The organism is Pseudomonas sp. NPDC089408, assembly GCF_044749445.1.
Lineage (GTDB): Bacteria > Pseudomonadota > Gammaproteobacteria > Pseudomonadales > Pseudomonadaceae > Aquipseudomonas.
This window is the reverse complement of record NZ_JBIVHY010000002.1, coordinates 164,089-189,846: the sequence shown is the minus strand read 5'-3', so window position 1 is coordinate 189,846 and position 25,758 is coordinate 164,089. Positions and strand designations below refer to the sequence as shown.

At 63.9% G+C, this 25,758-nt stretch carries 2 protein-coding genes; both read right to left on the bottom strand.

The window, feature by feature from the left end:
* Positions 1–278 precede the first annotated feature (278 nt).
* Entirely contained in the window at positions 279–13,349 is a 13,071-nt protein-coding gene (locus tag ACIP02_RS04205) for a non-ribosomal peptide synthase/polyketide synthase (protein WP_400613534.1), read from the bottom strand.
* A gap of 22 nt (positions 13,350–13,371) precedes the next feature.
* Complete coding sequence (locus tag ACIP02_RS04200; RefSeq protein ID WP_400613531.1) at positions 13,372–25,758, bottom strand: non-ribosomal peptide synthase/polyketide synthase; 12,387 nt, start codon at positions 25,756–25,758, stop codon at positions 13,372–13,374.

Below are 25,758 nucleotides of genomic sequence, written 5' to 3'. Positions count from 1 at the left end.
CGCTTCGCGGCTAAAGCCGCTCCTACATTTGTTTCGGGCCAGTTATGCCTGTGCCGGAGGCGCGCGCACCCTGGGTGCATGGCTGGAGATCGATGAAGAGCAACTGCGTCCCCTTCGATAGCAAATGAACAAACAAGGCGGACAGCAGTGACCTCACAGGCGTGACTGGCCGAAACAAATGTAGGAGCGGCTTTAGCCGCGAAGCGCCGCGCGGGCGGCGCTCGATCTGTGCATCACCTCAAACCCCAAGGCATGCACCTGCAAGCCCTGACCCTACCTCATTGCATGGCCGGCTCCTCCATCAACAGCTTAGCTGCCAACTGCTCGACCACTTCGGCGTGTTTGAGGATGCTGTAGTGGTCCACATCAAACGCCCGGTTCTCGCTGCTGCCCCGAATCAGGCCAGGGTTGGCCTCTCTCGCCGCCCACCAGCACATTGCGGATACCGCGGTTGCCGGCAAGCCCGGCAACTGCCGTGACAAGGCTTTGAGCTGCATTGCCACCCTGAAGGTATGGGCCAGCTCCGAGCTGTCGATACTGGCGTAGGCCGAGGCCTTGCCCCACTGTCCGCGCACGTCATCAATCAACCGGACCAGCCTGGCCTCATCGCTGTCAACCGAAACTACCGGCAGCACAATTTGTGCTTTTTCAACATCGAGGATCACCCTGAGGAAACCCGCCAGGTCTTCTCCCCAATCGCTTTCCTGTTCCGACACCTCGCCAGATGGGATAAAGCTGTCCACCAGTGCAAGCAACGAAACCTGCTGCCCTTGGCTCTCCAGCTCTTCTGCCACCAACACCGCCAACGTCCCACCCAGCGACCAGCCCGCAAGCCGGTAAGGGCCTTCTGGCTGCTTCTGGCGGATGTACTGTGCGTAGTCGATAGCCATCGTTTGTAGCGACTCATCCTGCCACTCACGGTCCAACAGCATGCGGCACTGCAGGCCATAGACACTGCACTGGCCATCCAGGCGGCGCGCCAGTGGCTCGTAGTCGAACACCGTGCCAAAACCTGCATGCAGGCAGAACAGCGGGCTCACTGCGGCGACTCGGGTGTTGAGCAACAACAGCGGGTCAAGGCTGGCCTCGCCATCGGCATAACCAGACAACTCAGCAATCGTTGGTTTGGCCATCACATCACGTAGTTTCAGTTCGATGGCCAGGTCGTCACGTGCGCGCACCTGCGACAACAGTTTGAGTACCCGCAGCGAATCCCCCCCAAGTTCGAAGAAGTTGTCATCGATCCCTACCTCATTCACTTCCAGTACGTTTTGCCAGATCTGCACCAACGCCTGCTCCAAGGCATTGCGTGGGGCCACCCGCACGCGCTCGACGTTGCTCTCGGGCGCAGGCAGCGCATTACGGTCGATCTTGCCATTGGGCGTAAGCGGCAGCGCCGCCAGCAACACGATCCGCGCCGGAACCATGTAATCGGGCAGTTCTGCGCGCAGGGCATCACGCAGCTGTTCGGCCGAGCTCGAGGCCGCAGCCGACACCACATAGCCAACCAGCTGTTTACCCGTGGCGCCCTCCCGTGCCACCACCACAGCGTCTTTGACATCTGTCAGGTTACGCAGGCGTGCCTCGATCTCGCCAGGTTCGATGCGGAACCCACGGACCTTCAACTGGTTGTCCATGCGGCCAATGAAGTCCACCACACCATCGGCCCGGCGGCGCACGCGGTCACCAGTACGGTAAAGGCGCGAGCCTTCGGCGAACGGGTCGGCGACAAAACGTTCGGCAGTCAGCGCCGAGCGCTGGTGATAACCACGGGCAACCCCTTCGCCGCCGATGTACAACTCGCCGGCAACGCCATCTGGCACCGGATTCAGATACTGATCGAGCACATGCAAGGTACGTTGCCCTACCCGCGCACCGATCGGTGCGTACACCGCCTCGCAGCGTTGCTGCGCCGACACCTTCCACAGCAGCGGCGTAACTACCGTTTCCGTGGGCCCATAGCCATTGGTCAGGTACTTTGGGCGCAGTGCGCGCTTGACCAGTTCGAACAACGCATCCGGCACGGCATCGCCGCCAAAGCAGTAGATGCGCACCGGTGGTGCCTGCTCCTGACGCGCCTCGGCAAATTCTGCCAACTGCTGCAGATAGGCCGGCGGGAAGCAGGCGATATCGATGCCTTGGTCATGCAGTACTTGCCAGGTTTCTTCGGCAGTCCACAACCGGTTGTCGCGCACCACCAGGCAGCCTCCTGACGACAAGGTCGACAACCAGCGCTCCTGGGCACCGTCGAAGGCGAACGACATGAACAGCAGCTCGCGGGTGGACGCGTCCATCTCGTACAACTGCGCGATCGCCTGACAGTGCATGCGGATCTGGCCATGGCTCACCGCAACGCCTTTGGGTTTGCCTGTGGAACCCGAGGTGTAGATCAGGTAGGCCAGGTTGTCATCGCTGACGGTACTGAGCACCAGGTTGCCTGGTACCGCCGCAGGCTCGTCACGGTCCAGTTCGATGCAGCGTTGCACCGTGGCAAAGCGCTCGCGCAGTGCACTGCTGGTGATCAGCAGGTGCATGGCTGAATCCTCGACGATCCAGTCCAGGCGCTCTTGTGGGTAGTCAATGTCCAGCGGCACGTAGGCCGCCCCCGTCTTCATCACCGCCAGGAAGGCAACGATCACCTCTACGGAGCGCTCCAGAGCAATACCGACGGTGGCCTCAGGACGCACGCCAAGGGCAAGCAGGCGCTGGGCAAGGCAATTGGCGCGCGCGTCCAGCTCGGCATAGCTCAGCTGGCTTTGACCACACACAACCGCCACGGCATCAGGCTGCGCAGCAACATGCTCGGCAATGCGCTCGGCCAGCCGAGGTCCAGCAGGGCTGCGTGGCTGCAACCTGTTGCGCTTACTGGCCTGTTGCAGCTGGGCGTCACCCAGCATCTGCAAGCTGCCGAGGGTCGCCTGGGGGTTGTCCAGCATGGCACCCAACAGGCTTTCGAAGCAGCTGCGCACTTCACGGGTCGCGGCTTCGGTAAAGCGGTTGCGCAAATACAGGAATTCTACCGAGAAGGTGTCATTCAGGTGCACCGCCAGGTCCATGGCGTAGTTGGTAACGTCACGCGAGCTCACCTGGCCAAAGCGCAAGGTGTTGCTGCCGCCTTCCTGCAGGCGCTGGTCCACCGGGTAGTTCTCGAACACCACGATGCTGTCGAACAATGCCTGCCCTGGGCGCCCCGCCCAGCGCTGAACATCGGCCAACGCTGCATGCTCATGGTCACGCAGTTCCAGGTTGCAGGCTTGCAGTTGTTGCAACCAGCTGCTGACACTTGCCTCCGGCTTCGGGGTCTGCACCACCGGCAAGGTGTTGATGAACAGCCCAAGCATCTCGTCGGCCCCGGCCAGGCCTGCCGGGCGACCGGCCACCGTGGCACCAAAGCAGACGGTGGGCTGCCCGGTGTAGCGCTGCAATAGCAGAAGCCATGCCGCCTGTACCAAGGTATTGGGGGTCACGCGCAAACGCTGCGCCTGCTCACGCAAGTAACGGGTACGCTCGGCGTCCCAATGCAGGTACAGCGCATCGTGCCCGACCAGCCCGGCGTCAGGCTGCGGCGCAACACTGTTGGCCAGCAGCGTCACGCTGTCCAGCGCTGTCAGCCGAGCGCGCCAGAACTGCTCTAGCTCCAGTTGCGACTGTTGGCCCAGCCAGCGAATGTAATCGCGATAGCGGCCGGCGGGTTGAACCACCGAATGGCCATGGTAAGCCTGCAGCACCTCGCCCAGCAGCCGTGAACTGCTCCAGCCGTCCATGAGTATGTGGTGGCGCGTCCATATCAACTGCAGGCGCTCATTACTCAAGCGTACCAATGTCAGGCGCATCAACGGTGCCATGCCCAAGTCAAACCCTTGCGCCGCATCGTTGGCAAGCAATGCCTGCAAATCCTCGTCAGTGCTGTTGCGCCCGCGCCAATCGAGCATGCGCAAAGGCAGCTCGATCTGGCGATGCACGATTTGCAGGGGCTCTGCCAGCGTCGCCGCTGACCAGAAGCTGGTGCGCAAGATATCGTGCCGCGCGATGACCGCGTTCCAGGCGGCAACGAAGCGCTCGATTTCAAGGCCCTCGACCTCCACCGACGCCTGGTTGATGTAAAGCGCCGCTTCCGAGCCCTGCAGGGTGTAGAACAGCATCCCTTGCTGCATCGAAGACAGCGGGTAGATATCGACAACCTGGCGGCACGGCACCGGCAAATCGTCCAGTTGCGCCTGGGTCAGCCTGGCCTGCGGGAAGTCCGATGGGGTAACCGCACGGTTGGTTTCGTCACCGCAATGTGCGATCAGCACCTTGAGTTCCTGGGCGTAGTCATCGGCCAGGCGCTGCACGGTGGCATCGTCAAACAGGCCCCGACTGAAGCTCCAGGCCAACTTCAGCTCACCGCCATACACCTGGCCGGTCACGGCCAGCAGGCTGCTGAGCGCCGAGCTTGCACTTTGCGTGGCGCCGCCGTTTTCCTTGGCAGGCACGAACAAACCACTATCACCGTCGAAGCTGCCATCGAACTGCCCGAGGTAGTTGAAGACGATTTCGCCTTGCGCCAAGCGCTCAAGGGCTTTACGGCTCTGGTCGTCGCCCAGGTAGCGCAGCAGGCCATAGCCCAGTCCTTTGTTCGGGATGGCCCGTAGTTGCTCCTTGATGGCCTTGATCGATTCACCCATCGTCGGCTGTGGGCTCAGCTTGACCGGGTAGATGCTGGTGAACCAGCCCACCGTACGCGTCAGGTCGATGTCGTCGAACAGGTCTTCGCGACCGTGCCCTTCCAGGCGCACCACCAGCTCTGCCTGCTCGCTCCAGCGGCAGACAACCCGTGCCAGCGCGGTCAGCAACAAGTCATTGATCTGGGTCCGGTACGCTACAGGTGCGTCTTGCAGCAATTTGCGCGTCCATGCCTGGTCCAGGTGAGTGGTCACCGAGGTCGCATGCTTCAGCTGGTTGCTGCCTTCCGGGTGATCGCAAGGCAATGCATCGCTGACACCTTGCAACTGGGCCTGCCAATATGCCAGCTCCGGCACGAGCAGCGGGCTGCGCGCGTGGGCCTGCAAATGCTCGGCCCACGCCTTGAACGAACTGCTCTTGGCGGGTAGCACCAGCGGCCGGCCTGCGGCAAGCGCGCTATAGGCCGCTTGCAGGTCTTCAAGCAAAATACGCCAGGACACGCCGTCTACTACCAAGTGGTGGACAACCAACAACAGCCGCTGGCTGCCGTCGGGCAGGCTACCCAGCATGGCGCGCAGCAATGGACCCTGTTCCAGGTTCAGGCTGCGTTGCACCTCGTCAGCCTTCTTCTCCAGCGCCTCGACACTGTCGAACGCATGTACCTGTAGCTCGTGCCCATTGGCCTGGTCGAACTCAGCATGCCATTGCGCTTGCTGATGCTGGAAGCGCAGCCGCAGCGCGTCGTGGTGTTCGCCAAGCGCCCGCAGCGCCGCCTGCAGATGCGTCACTTCCAGCGCCTCGTTAGGCATAAGCAGAACAGACTGGTTCCAGTGCTGCCGCTGCGGTATCGACTGTTCGAAGAACCGCTGTTGCACAGGTGTCAGCGGCAGGCTGCCGGTGACCTTACCTTGCTCGCCTGTCACCCCTTCCACGCGCCGTATCACAGCCATCAGGCCTTGCACGGTCTGGTGTTCGAACAAATCCTTGGGGGTGAACTGGATGCCTGCCTGCCGGGCACGGCTGACTACCTGCAAGGAAATGATCGAATCACCGCCCAACTCGAAGAAGTTGTCGGTCAACCCCACCTTTTCCAGCTTCAGCACATCGGCCCAGATCGCTGCGACTTGCAGCTCCAACTCGGTGCGTGGCGCCACATAGTCTGCTTGTAACAGGCTGGCATCGGCTTGTGGCAAGGCCTTGCGGTCCAGCTTGCCGTTAGGCGACAACGGCAAGTTGCCCAGGAACATCACATGCGCAGGCACCATGTACTCCGGCAAGCTCGCCTTCAACTGGCCACGCAAGTTGTCACGCAGCTCGGCCTGGCCATCAGCGCGCTGCAGTAGCTCGGGCGATGCCGGCACCACGTAGGCCACCAGTTGATTGCCAAGCGGCCCTTGTTGGGCAATCACCACTGCATGCCGCACACTGGCCTGCGCGCGCAGTAGCGCCTCGATTTCCCCCAGTTCGATACGGAAACCTCGGATTTTCACCTGGTGGTCGACCCGGCCGACATACTCCAGCACACCGTCGGCGCGCCAGCGAGCCAGGTCGCCGGTGCGATACAGGCGCTGCCCGCCTTGCCCGGCGAACGGGTTGGCAACGAACCGTTCGGCGCTTAGCGATGGCTTACGGTAGTAACCACGCGCAAGTGCTTTGCCGCCCAGGTAAAGTTCGCCACAAACCCCTACCGGCACCGGGCAAAGGCCGGCATCCAGAACATGCACTTGCGTGTCTGGCAGCACCCTGCCGATCTCCACTTCGCCCGTTCGCTTGCCCAGGCGCTCACTGTGAGTGGCGTTGATGGTGGCCTCAACCGGGCCATAACGGTTGAAGATCGCCACCTGTGGCAAGCACTCGATAGCCGTGTTCAGCAGGTCGTGAGAAATGGCTTCGCCGCCCGAGAACAAGCGTTTCAGGCTGCGGCACTCTGCAACGCCCGGTGCCTCGATAAAGCTCCTGAGCATTGACGGAATGAAGTGCAAGGTCGTGACCCCATGCTGGCGAATCAGCTCGATCAGCAATTGTGGGTCACGTTGATCGCCTTGCCGGGCGAGCAGCAGGCGCGCACCACTGGTCAGTGGCCAGAGGAACTCCCATACCGATACATCGAAGCTGAACGAGGTCTTCTGCAGCACCACATCCTGCTTGTTCAAGGCGTAGGTGCCCTGCATCCAGCTCAAACGGCCGCACAGCGCCTGCTGGTCGATCCCCGCCCCCTTCGGTTTGCCGGTCGAGCCCGAGGTGTAGATCACATACGCCAGGTTTTGCGCTGCAACCCCTGGCGCGGGGTCAGCAACCGGGTAATCGTCAAAGGTGCCTGGCGCCAGGCATATACGCTGGATATGCGCCGGTACCGACAGACCATTGTCGTGCTGAGTCAGCAGCAGCCTGATGTCGCTGTCTTCGAACATGTAGGCCAGACGGTCCTGCGGGTACTCAGGGTCGAATGGCACATATGCCCCCCCGGCCTTGAGAATCCCCAGCAGGCCGATGACCATCTCCAGGCTGCGTGACATCAGGATGCCCACCAGCACATCCGGCCCTACTCCCAACTCGCGCAAGCGGTGCGCCAACTGGTTGGCTCGCCGGTTGAGCTCTGCGTAGCTCAACGTCTGCTCAGCGAAGATCACCGCCGTGGCATCGGGCGAGCGGGCCACCTGTGCCTCGATCATCTGCGCCACACTGCAACCCTCTGGGTGCTGCAGGTCGGCGCCATGCCAGCCGGTCACAACCTGGCGATACTCGTCCTCCAGCAACAATGGCAAGTCACCGACAGCGGCTGTGGCATCTTCGATCAGCGCCTCAAGCAGGTTGCGCCAATGGCCAGCGACCTGGGCAATCGCCTCATCGCTCCAAAAGGCGCGATCATGGGTGAACCTGCACGTGAGGTTGCCACCCAGCACCACTGCCACGCTCAAGGGGTAGTTGGTCTGCTCAAGGTTAGCCACCTCACCAAAGCGCAGCCCCGCGGTAGCCCCCTGCTGCAGCGCCTCGGATACCGGGTAGTTCTCAAACACCAGCAGGCTGTCGAACAGGGCTTCACCGCCCAGGCCCGCCCAGCGCTGCACATCATTCAACGGTGTGTGCTCGTATTCTCGCAGGGCCAGGTTGCACGCCTGCACCTGCTCGATCCACTGCCCGACCGACTGCTCCGGGCGTGGTGCGCCAGCAACCGGCAATGTGTTGATGAACAGGCCAATCTGCTCTTCGACCCCCACCAGTTCCGCAGGCCTGCCGGCCACTGTGGCGCCAAAGCACACCGTGGCCTGGCCGGTATAGCGTTGCAGCAGCAACAACCAGGCCGATTGCACCAGGGTGTTCACGGTAACCCGGTTGGCCCGGGCGAACACTTCAATGCGCGCGGTCTGTTCACGGTCAAACTGCAGGCGATGAATGCTATGGCCACTGCGCTTTTCTTCAGCGTCGATGCGTAGCGCCTGCGCCAGGCGGGTGGGTTCTTGCAAGTCAGCCAGCTGGCCCTTCCAGAAGGCTTCAGCAAGCGCGGCATCCTGGCGTTGCAACCAGGCGATGTAGTCCCGGTAGTGACCGGCCTGCGCGGCGACCGGCTGGCCGGCATAGCGCTGCAGCACCTCTCCCAGCAAGCGGGAGGTGCTCCAACCATCCATCAGAATGTGGTGGCTGGTGTAGATCAGGTGATGGCTGGCAGTGCCCGTGCGGATAATCTGCAACCGCAGCAACGGTGCTTCGCTCAAGGCAAAACCCTGCTGGCGATCGGCTTCGGCCAGGGTGCGCAGCGCCTCGTCCAGATGCAACTGGCCACGCCAGTCATGCTCGGCTACGGGCAGTTCCACATGCTTGCTCACCACCTGCACGGCCTGGCCCAGGTTACCTTGCCAGACAAAGCCGCTACGCAGGATATCGTGCGCCTCGATGGCCCCACGCCAGGCCTGTTTGAAACGTTCGGCATCCAGTCCGTCCACGTCCATGCGCATCTGGTTGATGTAATGGCCACGCTCCTGCTCGTACAGGGTATGGAACAACATGCCCTGCTGCATCGGCGACAGCGGATACACATCGGCGATACGCTCGGCGGCCACTGGCAGGTTGTCCAGCTGCACCTGCGAAAGCCCTGCCAGCGGGAAGTCCGAGGGCGTAACACCCCGGTGCTGTGGTTGGCAGCAATGCGCGATCAGCACGCGCAACTGCGCAGCGTAGTCATCTGCCAGCTGTTGAATGGTCGCGGGGTCGAACTGCTCCCGGCTGAAGTTCCAGGCCAGTTTCAACTCACCGCCGTAAACCTGGCCATTGAGCGCCAACAGGCTACCCAGCGGCGCCTCGGCATCCTGGGCGGCGCCGGCATACTCTTTGGCCGGTACGAACAGCCCAGCCTGATCATCAAAGCTGCCGTCGAACTGGCCCAGGTAGTTGAAGACGATTTCACCCTGTGGCAAAGCCGCCAGCGCTGCCTGCGCCTCGGCGCTACCCAGATGGCGCAGCAGGCCATAGCCCAGGCCTTTGTTGGGCACAGCCCGCAATTGCTCCTTGATGGCCTTGATCGACTGGGCCAAGTCGGCCTGAGGGCTGAGCTTCACCGGATACATGCTGGTAAACCAGCCCACGGTACGGCTCAGGTCAATACCTTCGAACAGGTCTTCGCGGCCATGGCCTTCCAGGCGTACCAATACTTCCTCACGGGCCGTCCAGCGTGCCACCACCCGCGCCAGCGCAGTCAGCAGCAGGTCGTTGATCTGCGTACGGTAGGCTGCCGGGGCTTCCTGCAACAACTGCCGGGTGGTTTCCCGGTCCAGGCGGGTAACGAGCGAGGTAGCATGGCGTTGCTGGTTACCCCCCTGTGGGTGATCACAAGGCAGAGCATCGCTGCTGCCCTGCAACTGGCTTTGCCAGTAGCCAAGCTCCGTTTGCAGCTCAGGGCTAGCGGCATAAGCCTGCAAGCGCTCGGCCCAGGCCTTGAACGAGCTGGTCTTGGCCGGCAACTTCAGCGCTTGCCCGGCGCACAGGGCTTGATAGGCCTGTTGCAGGTCTTCAAGCAGCACGCGCCACGACACGCCGTCCACCGCCAAATGGTGAACCACCAGCAGCAAGCGTTGGCTGCCATCGGCCAAGTGTGCCAATACCGCTCGCAACAACGGCCCCTGAACAAGGTCGAGGCTACGCTGGGCTTGCTCGGCCAATTGCTCCAACGCCTGTACGTCGGCGCAGTGATGCTCCCACAACACGTCCGTCGCCTCGACAGCGCCGAAGCTCACCTGCTGGTCGAAGCGCAGCCGCAGCGCATCATGATGCTCGAGCAGCGCCTGCAGCGCCGCGTTCAGATGCCGCGCCTGCAACGCCTTGCCGGGAACCAGCAGTACCGACTGGTTCCAGTGGTGACGTGCAGGGATCGGCCGTTCGAAGAACCAATGCTGGATCGGCAGCAATGGGGTAACGCCAGTGACCGGCCCCTGGTCGATGGCGCTGTTTTGCACAAGACGCGCCACAGCCGCCAGGGCCTGCACGGTCTGGTTGAGGAACAGTTCCTTGGGGGTGAACTGGATACCTTGTTGCCGTGCCCGGCTAACCACCTGCAACGAGATGATCGAGTCGCCGCCCAGCTCGAAGAAGTTGTCACTCAGGCCAACCTGCTCCAGCTTCAGCACATCCGCCCAGATCGCCGCAATTTGCTGCTCCAGTTCGCTTTGCGGGGCGATGTATTCGCCCTGCAACTGGCTGGCATCCGGTTGCGGCAAGGCTTTGCGGTCCAGCTTGCCGTTCGGCGTTACCGGCAGTTTGTCGAGCAACAGCAGGTGCGCAGGCACCATGTAGTCCGGCAGGCCGGCCTTCAGTGCTTCGCGCAGGCTGTCGCGCAAGGCGTTCTGGTCTTGAGTGCTGTCGGCAGCTACCACATAGCCCACCAGTTGCTTGCCGCTCGGGCCGTCCTGGGCCAGCACCACCGCTTCCTGCACGCTCGGCAGTTCCAGCAGGCGTGCTTCGATCTCGCCCAGTTCGATACGCAGACCGCGGACCTTCACCTGGTGGTCGATACGCCCGGCGTAATCAATCACGCCATCGGCACGGTAGCGCGCCAGGTCGCCAGTGCGGTACAGACGTCCGCCATTAGTGCTGAACGGGTCCGGCACGAAACGCTCGGCAGTCAGCGATGGGCGCTGGTGGTAACCGCGGGCCAGGCCCACGCCGCCCAAGTACAGCTCGCCAGCACTGCCACGTACGGCCGGTTGCAGGCTGCCTTCGAGGATGTGGGTTTTCAGGTTGTCGATCGGCTGGCCGATCGGCACGCTGATGCTCTCGTCCGGCTGGCAGGTCCAGTGGGTAACGTCGATCGCCGCTTCGGTCGGGCCATACAGGTTGTAAAGGCCGGCCGCCGGCAGGCGTTGCTGGGTTTGGCGCGCCAGCTCGGCCGGCAGCGCTTCACCGCTGCAAACCACGCGCTTGAGGCTGGTGCAGCTCTCGACCGCTTCGTGGGTCATGAACGCCTGCAGCATCGATGGCACGAAGTGCAGTGTGCTGATGCCGTACTGGTTGATGGTTTCCACCAGCAGTTGCGGGTCGCGGTGCGCACCCGGCTGGGCCATCACCAAACGTGCGCCGGTCATCAGCGACCAGAAGAACTCCCACACCGACACGTCGAAGCTGAACGGGGTTTTCTGCAGCACGCTGTCGCTGGCATCCAGGCCATAAGCCTTCTGCATCCACCACAGGCGGTTGACCAGTGCCTGATGGCTGTTGCCGGCGCCTTTCGGGCGGCCGGTGGAGCCGGAGGTGTAGATCACATAGGCCAGGTTCAGCGGTGCCACGTCGGTGTTCGGGTTGGCGTCGCTGTAGCCGCTCAGGTTCTCGGTATCCAGGTCCAGACTGCGCAGGCCGGCCGGGATCGGCAGGGTTTCACGCAGGTGCGACTGGGTCAGCAGCAAGGCGATGCCGCTGTCTTCGAACATGTAGCTCAAGCGGTCTTGCGGGTATTCCGGGTCCAGCGGCACGTAGGCGCCGCCGGCCTTCACGATGCCCAGCAGGCCGATCACCATTTCCAGGCTGCGCTCCATGGCGATGCCTACCAGCACGTCCGGCCCTACGCCCTGCTCGCGCAGTTTGTGCGCCAGCTGGTTGGCCCGGCCGTTGAGCTCGGCATAGGTCAGGGTCTGCTCGCCAAAGGCCAGTGCCGGGGCGCCAGGGCTGGCAGCGACCTGAGCTTCGATCAGGGCATGAATAGCCTGCTCGTCCGGGAAGTCGGCTTGCGTGCTGTTCCAGCTCAGCACCATCGCCTGCTGCTCTTGCTCACTCAGCAGCGGCAACTCTGCAACCTGCTGCTCAGGCTGGCTGACAATGCCATGCAGCATGTTGCGCCAATGCTGCGCCATCGCCTCGATGGTCGATGGGTCGAACAGCTCGGTCGCATACGTCAGTGCGGCCTCGATGCCACCCTCGTGCTCGACCGTATCCAGTTTCAGTTCGAATTGCGCGGTATTGTTGCTCCAGGCCACGCTCTCTACCTCCAGGCCCGGCAAGCTGTGACGCTCGCCTTTGACTTGGGTCTGGTGGTTGTACATGACCTGGAACAACGGGCTGTGGCTGAGGCTGCGCTCCGGCTGCAAGGCTTCGACCAACTGTTCGAACGGCAAGTCCTGATGCGCCTGGGCGCCCAGCACACGCTGTTTGACCTGAATCAGCAGCTCTTTGAAGCTGATGCGTGGGCCGAACTCGGCACGGATGACTTGGGTATTGACGAAAAAGCCGATCAGACGCTCGGTTTCCACCCGGTTGCGGTTGGCGACCGGCACCCCCACGCGAATATCCGCTTGCCCGGTGTAGCGATGCAGCAACCCCTGGAAGCTCGCCAGCAGCAGCATGAACAGCGTCACCCCCTGCTCCTGCGCGCATTGCTTGAGCGACGCTACCAGCTCACCAGGCAGGCTGACGCCAGTACTGGCACCGGCGCTGCTGGGCACGGCAGGCCGTGGCCGGTCAGTGTGCAGTTCAAGCACCGGCTGCTCATCACCCAGCTGTTCTTTCCAGAAAGCAAGCTGACGTGCCTGCTCGCCGGCTTCCATCCAGCGGCGCTGCCAGATGGCATAGTCGCGATACTGAATGGGCAAGGCTGGCAGGTTAACGGTCAGGCCCTGGCTATAGCCTTGGTATAGCTGTACCAGTTCCTGCACCATGACCGGCATCGACCAGCCATCGGACACGATGTGGTGCAAGGTAACGACCAATACGTGTTCATCCTGCGCCAGGCGTAACAAGCCCACCCGCAGCAGCGGCCCGCTGGCCAGGTCGAAAGGCTGCCGCGCCTGGGCCTCGACCCAAGCCCGTACCGCCTGCTCATCGGCTTGCTCCTGCACTTCTGGCAGCAGCTCGAATGGCAAGTCTTGCTGCACCACTTGAACGGCCTGGTCGTCCTCCAGATGGAAGGTGGTGCGCAGTGTTTCATGGCGGGCGATCAGTGTCTCGAAGCTGCGCTGCAGGGCCGCCGTGTCCAGCTGCCCCCTGAATTTCAATGCCGAGGGGATGTTGTACGCCGCGCTTTGAGGCTCCCACTGCCACAGGAACCATTGACGTTGCTGGGCATAGGAAAGCTCACAGCGCTGCGTGTCATGCCCCACCACTGGAATGGGCAATTGCGCCAGGCTGATGCCTTTTTCGCCGAGTTTTTCCAGAAAGAGCTTACGTTGTGCAAGAGGCAGTCGAACGAAGCGTTGGACCAGGTCCATGTTTCTTTTTTCCATGTGCATCTCAAATGGCCTCAAGCTCATTCATGAAGTCCTGAAGCTCATCCAGGTCTTCGTCACTATTGGTGTTCAATTCACTGATCAGGGCGGCATAGGCCTGCAGGCTCTCGGCCTGGAACAAAAGCGCCAGCGGCAGGTTCAGGCCAAGCTCGACTTGCAGACGGGCCATGACCTGGGTGGCCAGCAACGAGTGCCCACCCAGCTCGAAGAAGTTGTCGTTCAGGCCAACCCGGTCGAGCTTCAGGACATCGGCCCAGACGGCGGCTACCCGCTGCTCCAGCTCGCTGCGGGGCGCCAGGTACTCCGTTTGCAGCTGCCGTGCGTCCACAGCCGGCAGGGCCTTGCGATCGAGTTTGCCGTTGGCGGTCAGCGGCAAGGCTTCGAGCAGCAACAGGTGGGCCGGTACCATGTAATCCGGCAGGTCGGCCTTGAGCGCGCCGCGCAGGGTTTCGCGCAATGCCGCCTGGCTATCGGCAGTGGCCAGGGCGGCAGCGTCGGCAGGTACCACATAGCCCACCAGCTGCTGGCCACTCGGCCCGTCCTGGGCCAGCACGGCCACCTGGCGCACCACCTGTTGGCCCAGCAGGCACGCTTCGATTTCACCCAGTTCGATGCGGAACCCGCGAATCTTCACTTGGTGGTCGATACGGCCCATGTACTCGATCACCCCGTCCGTGCGGTAACGGGCCAGGTCGCCGGAGCGATACAAACGGCCACCCTGGGCAGCGAACGGGTCTGGAACGAAGCGCTCGGCAGTCAGCCCGGCCCGGCCAAAGTAGCCACGCGCCAGGCCAGCTTCGGCGATTACCAGCTCGCCATGCCCGCCAGGCACCACCGGGTTCAAGGCGGCATCGAGCACATACCAGGACAGGTCGGCGATCACCTCGCCGATCGGGCTGGTGGCGCCCTTGTGCAGGTCTTCGAGGGTGATTGGGCGGTAGGTCACATGCACCGTGGTTTCGGTAATGCCGTACATGTTGATCAGCCGTGGCTGGCTATCGCCGAACACTTCGAACCAGGGTTTCAAGCTGGCAACCTCCAGCGCTTCACCGCCGAACACAACGTGGCGCAAGGCCAGTTGCTCCCCGGCTTTGGCCCGCTCGCAGGCTATCGGCATCAGCTGTTTGAAGGCCGACGGCGTCTGGTTGAGCACGGTCACCTGCTCGCGGACCAGTAAGGCATGGAAGTCCTCGAATGAACGGGCCACATCCTTGGCCACGATGACGGCCTTGCCGCCGTACACCAGTGCGCCGAACAGCTCCCATACCGAGAAGTCGAAGGCATAGGAGTGGAACACCGTCCACACATCGCTGGCGTCGAAGCCGAACCCGTCATGGGTTGCCGCGAACAAGCGCACCACGTTGCGGTGAGCCAGCAAGGTGCCCTTTGGCTTGCCGGTCGAGCCGGAGGTGTAGATCACGTAGGCCAGGTTGTCTGCAGCCACCTCAACGTTGGGGTTGGCAGAGCTGTAGCCGGCAAAGCTGTCCGCTACGATGTCCAGGCATTGGACGTGTGCCGGCACAGGCAGCGCCGCGGCCAAGTGGGCTTCGGTCAGCAACAGCCCGATCCCACTGTCCGCGAACATGTAGGCCAGGCGCTCCTGCGGGTAGCCTGGGTCCAGCGGCACATAGGCACCCCCGGCCTTGAGAATGGCCAGCAGGCCCACCACCATTTCCAGGCCGCGCTCCAGGGCAATGCCGACCAGCACATCCGGCCCCACACCCAGCTCACGCAGCTTGTGCGCCACGCGGTTTGCGCGGCTGTTGAGCTCAACATAAGTCATGGCCTGATCGGCAAAGGCCAATGCCTGCGCCTCTGGCGCAGCCTGTACCTGCGCTTCGATCAGTTGGTGAATGGCACGCGTGTCCGGGTACTGCCTGTGCTTGGGGTTCCAGCCCTGCAAAATCCGCTGCTGCTCAGCCACGCCCAGCAACGGCAACTCTCCCAGCACCTGGCTGGCATCCACCGTCAGCGCCTGCAGCACGTTGCGCAGATGGCCAGCGACCTGCTGGATAGCCGCCTCGCTCCAGCACGCCCGGTCATGGCGGTACTGGATCGACAAGCGGTTGCCCAAGCTCACCAGCAAGGTCAGCGGATAGTTGGTCTGCTCCTGCACGGCCACTTCGCCAAACTGCAGCCCACCGGGTGCACCCTGTTTCAAGGCCTCGGAAACCGGGTAGCTTTCGAACACCACCAGGCTGTCGAACAGCGCCTCGCCGCCCAGCCCTGCCCAGCGTTGCACATCGTACAAAGGCGTGTGCTCGAATTCGCGCAGGGCTAGGTTGCACGCCTGCACCTGGGCAAGCCATTCGCCCACGGTTTGCTCGGGGCGCGGAGCCGCGACCACCGGCAGGGTATTGATGAACAGGCCAACCTGCTCTTCCACACCCGCCAGCTCGGCCGGGCGGCCGGCGACGGTCGCACCGAAGCACACCACCGACTGCCCGGTGTAGCGCTGCAGCAGCAGCAACCAGGCCGACTGCACCAAGGTGTTGACGGTGACCCGGTTGGCCCGGGCAAACGCTTCAATATGCGCCGTCTGCTGCGCATCGAAGTACTGCGCCAGGTCGTGCTGACCGCTACCGGTGCAGGCCTGCGGCTCGCGTATGGCCTTGGCCAGGTGGGTTGGCGCCGGCAAGTTCGCCAACTGTCCTTTCCAGAAGACTTCTGCCGCCGCGCCATCCTGATGCTGCAACCAGGCGATGTAATCGCGGTAGCTGCCCTGCTGGGCTGGCAACGACTGGCCTGCGTAATGCTGCAGCACCTCGCCCAGCAGCCGAGAGCTGCTCCAGCCGTCCATCAAAATGTGATGGCTGGTATAGATCAACTGATGGCGGCCGGCATCGGTGCGCACCAGCACCAGGCGCAGCAGTGGCGCCTGGTCCAGGCTGAAGCCTTGCTGGCGCTCGCTGTCGGCCAGCGTCTGCAAGGCCTGCTCCAAGGCCGGCTGGCCGCGCCAGTCATGCTCGGCAAACGGCAGCGCTACCTGCTTGTGCACCACCTGTACGGCCTGTTGCAGCGTGCCCTGCCAGACAAACCCGGTGCGCAAGATGGGGTGAGCCGCCAGCGCCGCTTGCCAGGCCTGCTTGAAGCGCGGTACATCCAGGCCGTCTACATCGACCCGCAACTGGTTGATGTAGCTGCCGGCCTGTTGCTCGTACAGGGTATGGAACAGCATGCCCTGCTGCATCGGCGACAGCGGGTAGATATCCGCGACCTGCTCTGCCGGCACTGGCAGGCTGTCCAGTTGCTGCTGGCTGAGGCCGGCCAGCGGGAAGTCCGAAGGCGTGATGCCGTAGTGCGTTTGCAGGCAGCAATGGGCGATGACGTCGACCAGCGCCTGCTGGTAAGCCGCAGCCAACTGCTCGATGGTTTGCGTGTGGAAAACAGCCTGACTGTAGGTCCACTCCAGGCGTAGTTCACCGCCATAGACCTGGCCACTCAGCGAAAGCAGACTGGTCAAGGTTGCCGCCGGGTCTTGCTTGGCGCCGTCGTTTTCCTGAGCGGGTACGAACAAACCGGCAGGGTCGTCAAAGCTACCGTCGAACTGGCCAAGGTAGTTGAACACGATATCGCCTTGCGGCAGTGCCGCCAGCGCCGCCCGGGTTTCGGTACTTCCCAGGTAACGCAACACGCCATAACCCAGGCCCTTGTCAGGGACTGCCCGTAGCTGCTCCTTGATGGCCTTGATCGATTCGGCCATGTCAGCCTGCGGGCTGAGCCTGACCGGGTACATGCTGGTGAACCAGCCCACGGTGCGGCTCAGGTCCATGCCGTCGAACAGGTCTTCACGGCCATGCCCTTCAAGGCGTACCAGCACGTCTTCACGGGCGCTCCAATGGCCAACCACGCGGGCCAGGGCCGTCAACAGCAGGTCATTGATCTGCGTGCGGTAGGCAGCCGGGGCGTCCTGCAACAACTGCCGGGTGGTTTCCCGGTCCAGGCGGGTGGTGACAGAAGCGGCATGGCACTGTTGATTACTGCCTTGCGGCATATCGCAGGGCAAGGCACCGGCAGTACCTTGCAGCTGTGCTTGCCAATAGGCCAGTTCTGCCTGCAAGCCGGTGCCTTGAGCGTAGCTATGCAACTGTTCTGCCCACGCCTTGAACGAGCTGGTCTTGGCCGGCAAGCTCAAAGGCTGGCGGTCCGCCAATGTGCGGTAAGCCTGTTGCAGGTCTTCCAGCAGCACACGCCACGACACGCCGTCCACGACCAGGTGATGGATGACCAGCAGCAGGCGCTGGCTACCATCCGCGAGCTCGGCCAACACCGCCTTGAGTAACGGGCCTTGCTCAAGCACGAGGCTGCGCTGGGCATCATTGGCCACCTGTTCAAGCGCTTCGATGTTCGGCAACTGAACTGTCGAGACCAGCTGCGCCGTCTCTGCATCGGCATACGCCGCCTGCACACCACTACCCGCCTGTACAAAACGCAGCCGCAGGGCATCGTGATGTTCGACCAACGCACGCAAGGCGGCGTCCAGGTACAGGCTGTCCACGGCAACGGTAGGTTTGAGCAATACCGACTGGTTCCAGTGGTGGCGCTGAGGAATCGCGTGTTCAAAGAACCAGTGCTGGATAGGTGTCAGTGGGGTCACGCCAGTGACTGCACCCTGGTCGACAAGCGGGTTGTCTTCTTGGCGAGCCACCCACGCCAGTGCTTGCACGGTCTGGTGCTCGAACAGTTCCTTGGGCGTGAACTGGATACCCTGTTGCCGTGCACGGCTGACCACCTGCAACGAGATGATCGAGTCGCCACCCAGCTCGAAGAAGTTATCACTCAGGCCAACCTGCTCAAGCTTCAACACATCCGCCCAGATCGCCGCGATCTGCTGCTCCAGTGCGCTTTGTGGCGCGATATACTCGCCCTGCAATTGGCTGGCATCCGGTTGCGGCAAGGCCTTGCGGTCCAGCTTGCCGTTCGGCGTTACCGGCAGTTTGTCGAGCAGCAGCAGGTGCGCGGGCACCATGTAGTCCGGCAGGCCGGCCTTCAGTACTTCGCGCAGGTTGTCGCGCAATACGCCCTGGTCTTGTGTGCTGTCGGCAGGCACCAAGTAACCCACCAACTGCTTCCCGCTCGGCCCGTCCTGGGCCAGCACCACGGCTTCCTGCACTGCCGGCAGTTCCAGCAGGCGTGCTTCGATCTCGCCCAGTTCGATACGCAGGCCGCGGATCTTCACCTGGTGGTCGATACGCCCGGCGTAATCAATCACGCCATCGGCGCGGTAGCGCGCTAGGTCGCCGGTGCGGTACAAGCGTCCGCCATAAGTGCTAAACGGGTCCGGCACGAAACGCTCGGCGGTCAACGCTGGCCGTTGGTGGTAACCACGGGCCAGGCCCACGCCGCCCAAGTACAGCTCGCCAGCACTGCCACGCACGGCAGGTTGCAGGCTGCCTTCGAGGATGTGGGTTTTCAGGTTGTCGATCGGCTGGCCGATCGGCACGCTGATGCTCTCGTCCGGCTGGCAGGTCCAGTGGGTAACGTCGATCGCCGCTTCGGTCGGGCCATACAGGTTGTAAAGGCCGGCCGCCGGCAGGCGTTGCAGGGTCTGGCGCGCCAGCTCGGCCGGCAGCGCTTCACCGCTGCACACCACGCGCTTGAGGGTGGTGCATCTCTCGACCGCTTCGTGGGTCATGAACGCCTGCAGCATCGATGGCACGAAGTGCAGTGTGCTGATGCCGTACTGGTTGATGGTTTCCACCAGCAGTTGCGGGTCGCGGTGCGCACCCGGCTGGGCCATGACCAGGCGTGCGCCGGTCATCAGCGGCCAGAAGAACTCCCACACCGACACGTCGAAGCTGAACGGGGTTTTCTGCAGCACGCTGTCGCTGGCGTCCAGGCCGTAGGCCTTCTGCATCCACCACAGGCGGTTGACCAGGGCCTGGTGGCTGTTGCCGGCGCCTTTCGGCCGGCCGGTGGAGCCGGAGGTGTAGATCACGTAGGCCAGGTTCAGCGGTGCCACGTCGATGTTCGGGTTGGCGTCGCTGTAGCCGCTCAGTTCCTCGGTGTCCAGGTCCAGGCTGCGCAGGCCGGCCGGGATCGGCAGGGTTTCACGCAGGTGCGACTGGGTCAGCAGCAAGGTGATGCCGCTGTCTTCGAACATGTAGCTGAGGCGGTCCTGCGGGTATTCCGGGTCCAGCGGCACGTAGGCGCCGCCGGCCTTCACGATGCCCAGCAGGCCGATCACCATTTCCAGGCTGCGCTCCATGGCGATGCCTACCAGCACGTCCGGCCCTACGCCCTGCTCACGCAGTTTGCGCGCCAACTGGTTGGTCCGGCCGTTGAGCTCGGCATAGCTCAGGGTCTGCTCGCCAAACGCCAGCGCCGGGGCATCCGGTGTGGCGAACACCTGGGCCTCGATCAGCTGATGAAGGCTGCGCTCGTTCGGGTAGGCGGCCTGCGTGGCGTTCCAGCCTTCGACCAGCTGTTGCTGCTCCGGCTGATCCAGCATTGGCAATTCACCGATCACCGTCTCTGCGTTCTCGACCAGCGCCTGCAGCAGGTTGGCAAAGTAACCCGCCAGGCGGGCGATGGTCTCGTCGCTCCACTGTGCGCGGTCGTGGCTGTACTGCATCGACAGTGTCGCGCCCAGTTCCACCACCAGGGTCAGCGGGTAGTTGGTCTGCTCCTGCACGGCCACGTCGCCGAAGCGCAGGCCACCGGGTGCACCTTGTTGCAGCGCCTCGGCCACCGGGTAGTTCTCGAACACCAGGATACTGTCGAACAGCGCGTCACCGCCCTGCCCCGCCCAGCGCTGCACGTCGTACAGCGGGGTGTGCTCGAACTCGCGCACGGCCAGGTTGCCGGCCTGCACCTGGCCGATCCACTCGGCCACAGGCTGCTCGGCACGCGGCGCACCGATCACCGGCAAGGTATTGATGAACAGGCCGATCTGCTCTTCCACGCCTGGCAGGTCTGCCGGGCGCCCGGCCACGGTAGCGCCGAAGCACACGCTGGCCTGGCCGGTGCAGCGCTGCAACAGCAGCAGCCAGGCCGATTGCACCAGGGTGTTGACCGTGACCCGGTTGGCCCGGGCAAAGGCTTCGATGCGGGCGGTTTGCTCGCGGTCGAAGGCCAGGCGGTGGTCGCCGTAACCGTTGCCACCTGCACGGCCGGCGATGGCCTGGGCCAGCCGGGTCGGCTCGTCCAGTACCGCCAGTTGGGCCTTCCAGAAGGCTTCGGCAACGGCCGCGTCCTGGCCTTGCAGCCAGCTGATGTAGTCGCGGTAATGCGTAGCCTGCGCTTGTGGCGCCACGCCGGCGTAGCGCTGCAGTACTTCACCCAGCAGGCGCGAGGTGCTCCAGCCGTCCATGAGGATGTGGTGGTTGGTGTAGATCAGGTGGTGGCTGGCATCGCCCGTACGCACCAGGACCAGGCGCAGCAGCGGCGCAGCGGCCAGGTCGAAGCCACGTTGGCGCTCACCCTCGGCCAGTGACTGCAGGGCCGGTTCCAAGGCCGGCTGGCCACGCCAGTCATGCTCGCTGAACGGCAGCTCGACGGCCTTGCGTACCACCTGCACCGCCTGCTCCAGCGCGCCTTGCAGGATGAAGCCGCTGCGCAGGATATCGTGGGCATCGAGCGAAGCCTGCCAAGCGTGCTGGAAGCGCTGCACGTCCAGCCCGTGCACGTCCACGCGCAGTTGGTTGATGTAGTTGCCGGCCTGCTGGTCGTACAGGGTGTGGAACAGCATGCCCTGCTGCATCGGCGACAGCGGGTAGACATCGGCGATCTGCGCGGCGGCCAGTGGCAGGCTGTCCAATTGTGCCTGGGTCAATGCGGCCAGCGGGAAGTCGGATGGCGTCACGCCCTGGTGCTCAGCGTTGCAGCAGTGCTCAACCAGTTCTGCCAAGGCGTGCTCGTAGGCGTGCGCCAAGCCTTCGATGGCGGCCGGGTGGTGCACGTCGGCGCTGTAGGTCCACTCCAGGAACAGCTCGCCGCCATACACCTGGCCGGTGATGCTCAGCCAGTTGCCCAGCTGCGCGCCCGTGTATTGGCTACGGCCCGCGCTTTCACCGCTTGGGGCGAACAGTGCACCGGCTTCGCTATCGAAACTGGCATCGAACTGGCCCAGATAGTTGAAGGTGACACGGGGCTGGGCGGCCTGCTCAAGCTGCCCGCGCACCTCGGCATCGCCGAGGTAGCGCAGCAGGCCGTAGCCGAGGCCTTTGTCCGGCACCGCGCGCAGCTGCTCCTTGATCGCCTTGATCGACTGGCCAAGCTCATGGCCGGGGGTGAGGCGCACCGGGAACAGGCTGGTGAACCAGCCCACGGTGCGGCTGAGGTCGACGTCGTCGAACAGGTCTTCGCGGCCATGGCCTTCCAGTTGGAGCAGCACGTTGTCCTGGGCGCTCCACTGGCAAAGGGTGCGTGCCAGCGCCGTCAGCAACAGGTCGTTGACCTGCGTACGGTAGGCGGCCGGGGCCTGCTTCAGCAGCTTGGCGGTGCGCTCGGCATCCAGGCGGGTGGCGGCGGTGCGGGCATGGGTGTTGGCCAGGCTGCCCTGCGGGTTGTCGCGCGGCAATTCGCCGTGGTCGCCAGCCAGTGCCTGCAGCCAGTAGTCGCGCTGGGCTTGCAGCGCCGGGCTGGCGGTGTACAGGGCCAGGCGTTCGGCCCAGGTTTTCACCGGCGTGGTCTTGGCTGGCAGGCTTACCGCCTGGCCAGCGAGCAACTGCTGGTAAGCCTGCTGCAGGTCTTCCAGCAGCACCCGCCACGACACGCCATCGACCACCAGGTGATGTACCACCAGCAACAGGCGCTGCTGGCCATCAGCGAAGTCGAACAACTCGGCGCGCAGTAGCGGCCCATGTTCCAGGTTCAGGCTGGCCTGCACCTCATTGCCGGCAGCGTCCAGTTCGTCCAGCGTTGCCAGGTTTCGCTGGCGCAGCAAAGGGGCGTTGTCCTGTGCCTGGAAGCGTGCCTGCCACTGGCTATCGCCACGGGTAAAGCGCAGGCGCAGGGCATCGTGCTGCCCGACCACGGCGCGCAGGGCCGCCTCCAGCGGTTGCAGTTGCACCGGGCTGGCCGGTTTGAGCACTACCGACTGGTTCCAGTGTGCCGGTTGCGCAACGTCCAGTGCGAAGAATCGCGCCTGGGCTGGCAGCAGTGGCGCTTCACCGCTGGTAGCCGTGTCCACGGCGGAGGCAACTGCAGGCTGCTTGGCTTCGACACGCTTGGCCACCTTGGCCAGCTGGGCGATGGTCTGTTGTTCGAACAGTTGCTTGGGGGTGACCTTGATACCTTGGCGCTTGGCCCGGGCGATAATCTGCAGGCTCAGGATCGAGTCGCCGCCCAGTTCGAAGAAGTTGTCGCTGCTGCCGACCTGTTCCAGCTTGAGCACATCGGCCCACACGGCGGCCAGTTTTTCCTCAATGTCGCCTTGCGGCGCCACATAGCCCCAGCTGACCGCGCCCGGTACGGGCAGCGCGCGCTTGTCGAGCTTGCCATTGGCGGTCAGCGGCAGGCGCTCCAGCAACAGCATCTGCGCCGGCACCATGTAATCTGGCAAGCGCGCCTGCAGTTGCGCTTGCAGCTGCTGCACGGTCACGCCGCTGTCGGATACCAGGTAGGCCACCAGTTGCAGGCGCTCGGCATCGCCTTCCAGCGGCAATGCCAGCACCACGGCCTCGCTGACACCAGGCAGCCCGGCCAGCACGCGGCCGACTTCGCCTGGCTCCACGCGGTAACCACGGATTTTTACCTGGTCGTCGGCGCGGCCGATGAACTCGACCAGGCCATCGGCCGTCAACCGCGCGCGGTCACCGGTGCGGTACAGGCGGGCACCGGCTGCGCTGAACGGGTCCGGCACGAAGCGTTCAGCCGTCAGCGCAGGCTGGCCCAGGTAGCCCTGGGCGACGCCCTGCCCGCCCAGGTACAACTCACCGGCCACCAGTGCCGCCAACGGGTTGAGGTAGGCATCCAGCACCTGGGCGCAGGCGTTGCCCAGCGGGCGACCGACCGGCACCGTGCGGCAGCCCGGCACGGGCTGGCCGGGCTCGAAGGTGAGCACACCCACGGTGGTTTCGGTCGGGCCATAGTGGTTGATGACGCGGCAATCCGGGCGCAGTTGGCGGACCTTTTCCAGCAGGCCCCAGCTGCACGCCTCACCGCCCAGGATCAATGCATTGGCGGGCAGCACATCAGCGCCGCGGGCCGCTTGCAGCAGGCCTTGCAGGTGGCTCGGCACCAGCTTCAGCACGCCCACCTGATGCTGCGCCATGTAGCAGGCGAAGCCATCCGGGTCGAACGCCAGTTCCTGTGGCAACAGGTGCAGCAGGCGGCCCGAGGCCAGGGCACCGAACAGCACAGTATGGCCCAGGTCGGCTGCGGTGGTGGAAACCATCGCCATGCTCGCCGCTGCCGGCAGTTGCAGGCGCTCCAGCACCGCCTGGGTATAGCTGGCCAGCGCCCCGTGGCTGACCACCACGCCTTTCGGCTGGCCAGTGGAGCCCGAGGTGTAGATCAGGTAGGCCGGTTGTTCAGCGGCAATAACTTGCTCGACCGGGCTGTCGCTGCAGGTTGCCCACAGTGTGTGATCGCAGGCAACGACCTGTACGCCATCGAGATCGGCAAAGCGCAGGTCTTCCGGCGCGTGCAGCAACAGCACAGCGCCACTGTCGGCAATCAGTTGCTGCAAGCGCTCCTGTGGCTGCTGGGTGTCCAGTGGCAGGTAGGCAGCGCCGGTCTTGAGCACGGCCAGCAAGGCGCTGACCCACTCGATGGAGCGCGGCAGGCACAGGGCGACGATACTGCCTGCACCCACACCGCGTTGGCGCAGGTAGTCGGCGAGGCGGTTGGAGGCCGCCTCCAGCCCGGCCTGGGTGATGAACCGGTCACCGGCGCGCACGCCGCCGTGGGCCTGGCCTTGGGCCATGGCCTGGCGCCACAGGGCGAGGATGTCGCCATGCGCATACGGCTGCACGCTGGCTGGCAGCACAGCTGCCACTTGCGGGCTGTCGACGATCGCCTGCTGCGGGTCGCGGACCAATGCCTCCAGCACCTGGCGCAGCGAAGTGGCCATGCGCTCGATGGTGGCCTGCTCGAACAGGTCGGTGGCATAGGTGAAGTAGCCTTCGATGCCGTCAGCCTTGTCCGAGAAGTCGAAGGCCAGGTCGAAGCGGGCATCACCGCCGTCGCGGGCAAAGCCTTCCACTTCCAGCGCACCGAGGCGCTTGCGCCCGGCGTCGCTGGCCGCCACATGCTGGTTGATCTTGAACTGGAACAGCGGGTTGTGCGCCAGGTTGCGCTCGGGCAACAAGGCATCGACCAGGTGTTCGAACGGCAGCTCCTGGTGCGACTGGGCGCCGCCAATCACCGCTGTCACCTGCTCCAGCAACGCGGCAAACGTGGCGCGCTCGTCCACCTGCACACGCAGTACCTGGGTGTTGATGAAGAAACCGATCAGGCCTTCCAGCTCCTTGCGGTTGCGCCCGGCATTCGGTGCACCGATGCGGATGTCGGCCTGGCCGCTGTAGCGCGACAGCACCACGGCCATGGCCGCCAGCACCAGCACGAACAGCGTGTGGCCACCCTTGCGCGCCTGGCTACGCAGGGCTTCGGCCTGGGCGCCGGTAATGTCTACGCGCACCACCGCGCCCCGCTGGCTTGGCGTGGCCGGGCGCTCGAAGTCCAGCGGCAGGCTCAGCACCGGCTGCTCGTCACCCAGCTGTGCCTGCCAGTATTGCAGTTGGCGCTGCGCCTCACCGGCTTCAAGCCAGGCGCGTTGCCAGATGGCGTAATCGGCATACTGAATCGGCAAGGGCGGCAGTTCGGCCTGGCGCCCTTCGGCCAGGGCGCTGTACAGCTGGATGAACTCCTGCACCAGCACATCGCTGGACCAACCGTCAGAGATGATGTGGTGCATGCTCAGCGCCAGCACATGCTCCTGCTCTGCCACGCGCAGCAGGGTCACCCGCAGCAGTGGCCCGGCCAGCAGGTCGAACGGCTGCTTGAGCGCCGCGTCCACAGCCACGCTCAGCGTGGCTTCATCAGGGCTGCCATCGAAGATGACCAGCGCCAATGGCAACGAACACTGCGCAAGGATTTCCTGGTGAAACTCGCCGTCCTGCGAAACGAAGCGCGTGCGCAGCGATTCGTGGCGCTGCACCAGCGCATCCAGCGCCTGTTGCAGCACCGCCTGGTCCAGCGCCCCCTTCAGGCGCACTGCCATCGGTACGTTGTAGGCCGGGCTGTCCGGCTCCAGCTGCCAGAGGAACAACAGGCGCTGCTGGGCATACGACAACGGAATGCGCGCCAGGCCGTCGCGGGCGGGCACGATGGGCAGCAGGCGGAAGCTTTGCCCGCTGGCCTGCATCTTGTCGAGGATCTGCTGGCGTTGCTCCACAGGGAGGCCGACGAAACGTTGGGCGATGCGTTGTGCTGCTGTGAGTTCCAT

Bases quoted from the DNA above. Each gene is read 5' to 3' on its own strand.
- ACIP02_RS04205 (WP_400613534.1), bottom strand. From the start codon at position 13,349: ATGGACCTGGTCCAACGCTTCGTTCGACTGCCTCTTGCACAACGTAAG.
- ACIP02_RS04200 (WP_400613531.1), bottom strand. From the start codon at position 25,758: ATGGAACTCACAGCAGCACAACGCATCGCCCAACGTTTCGTCGGCCTC.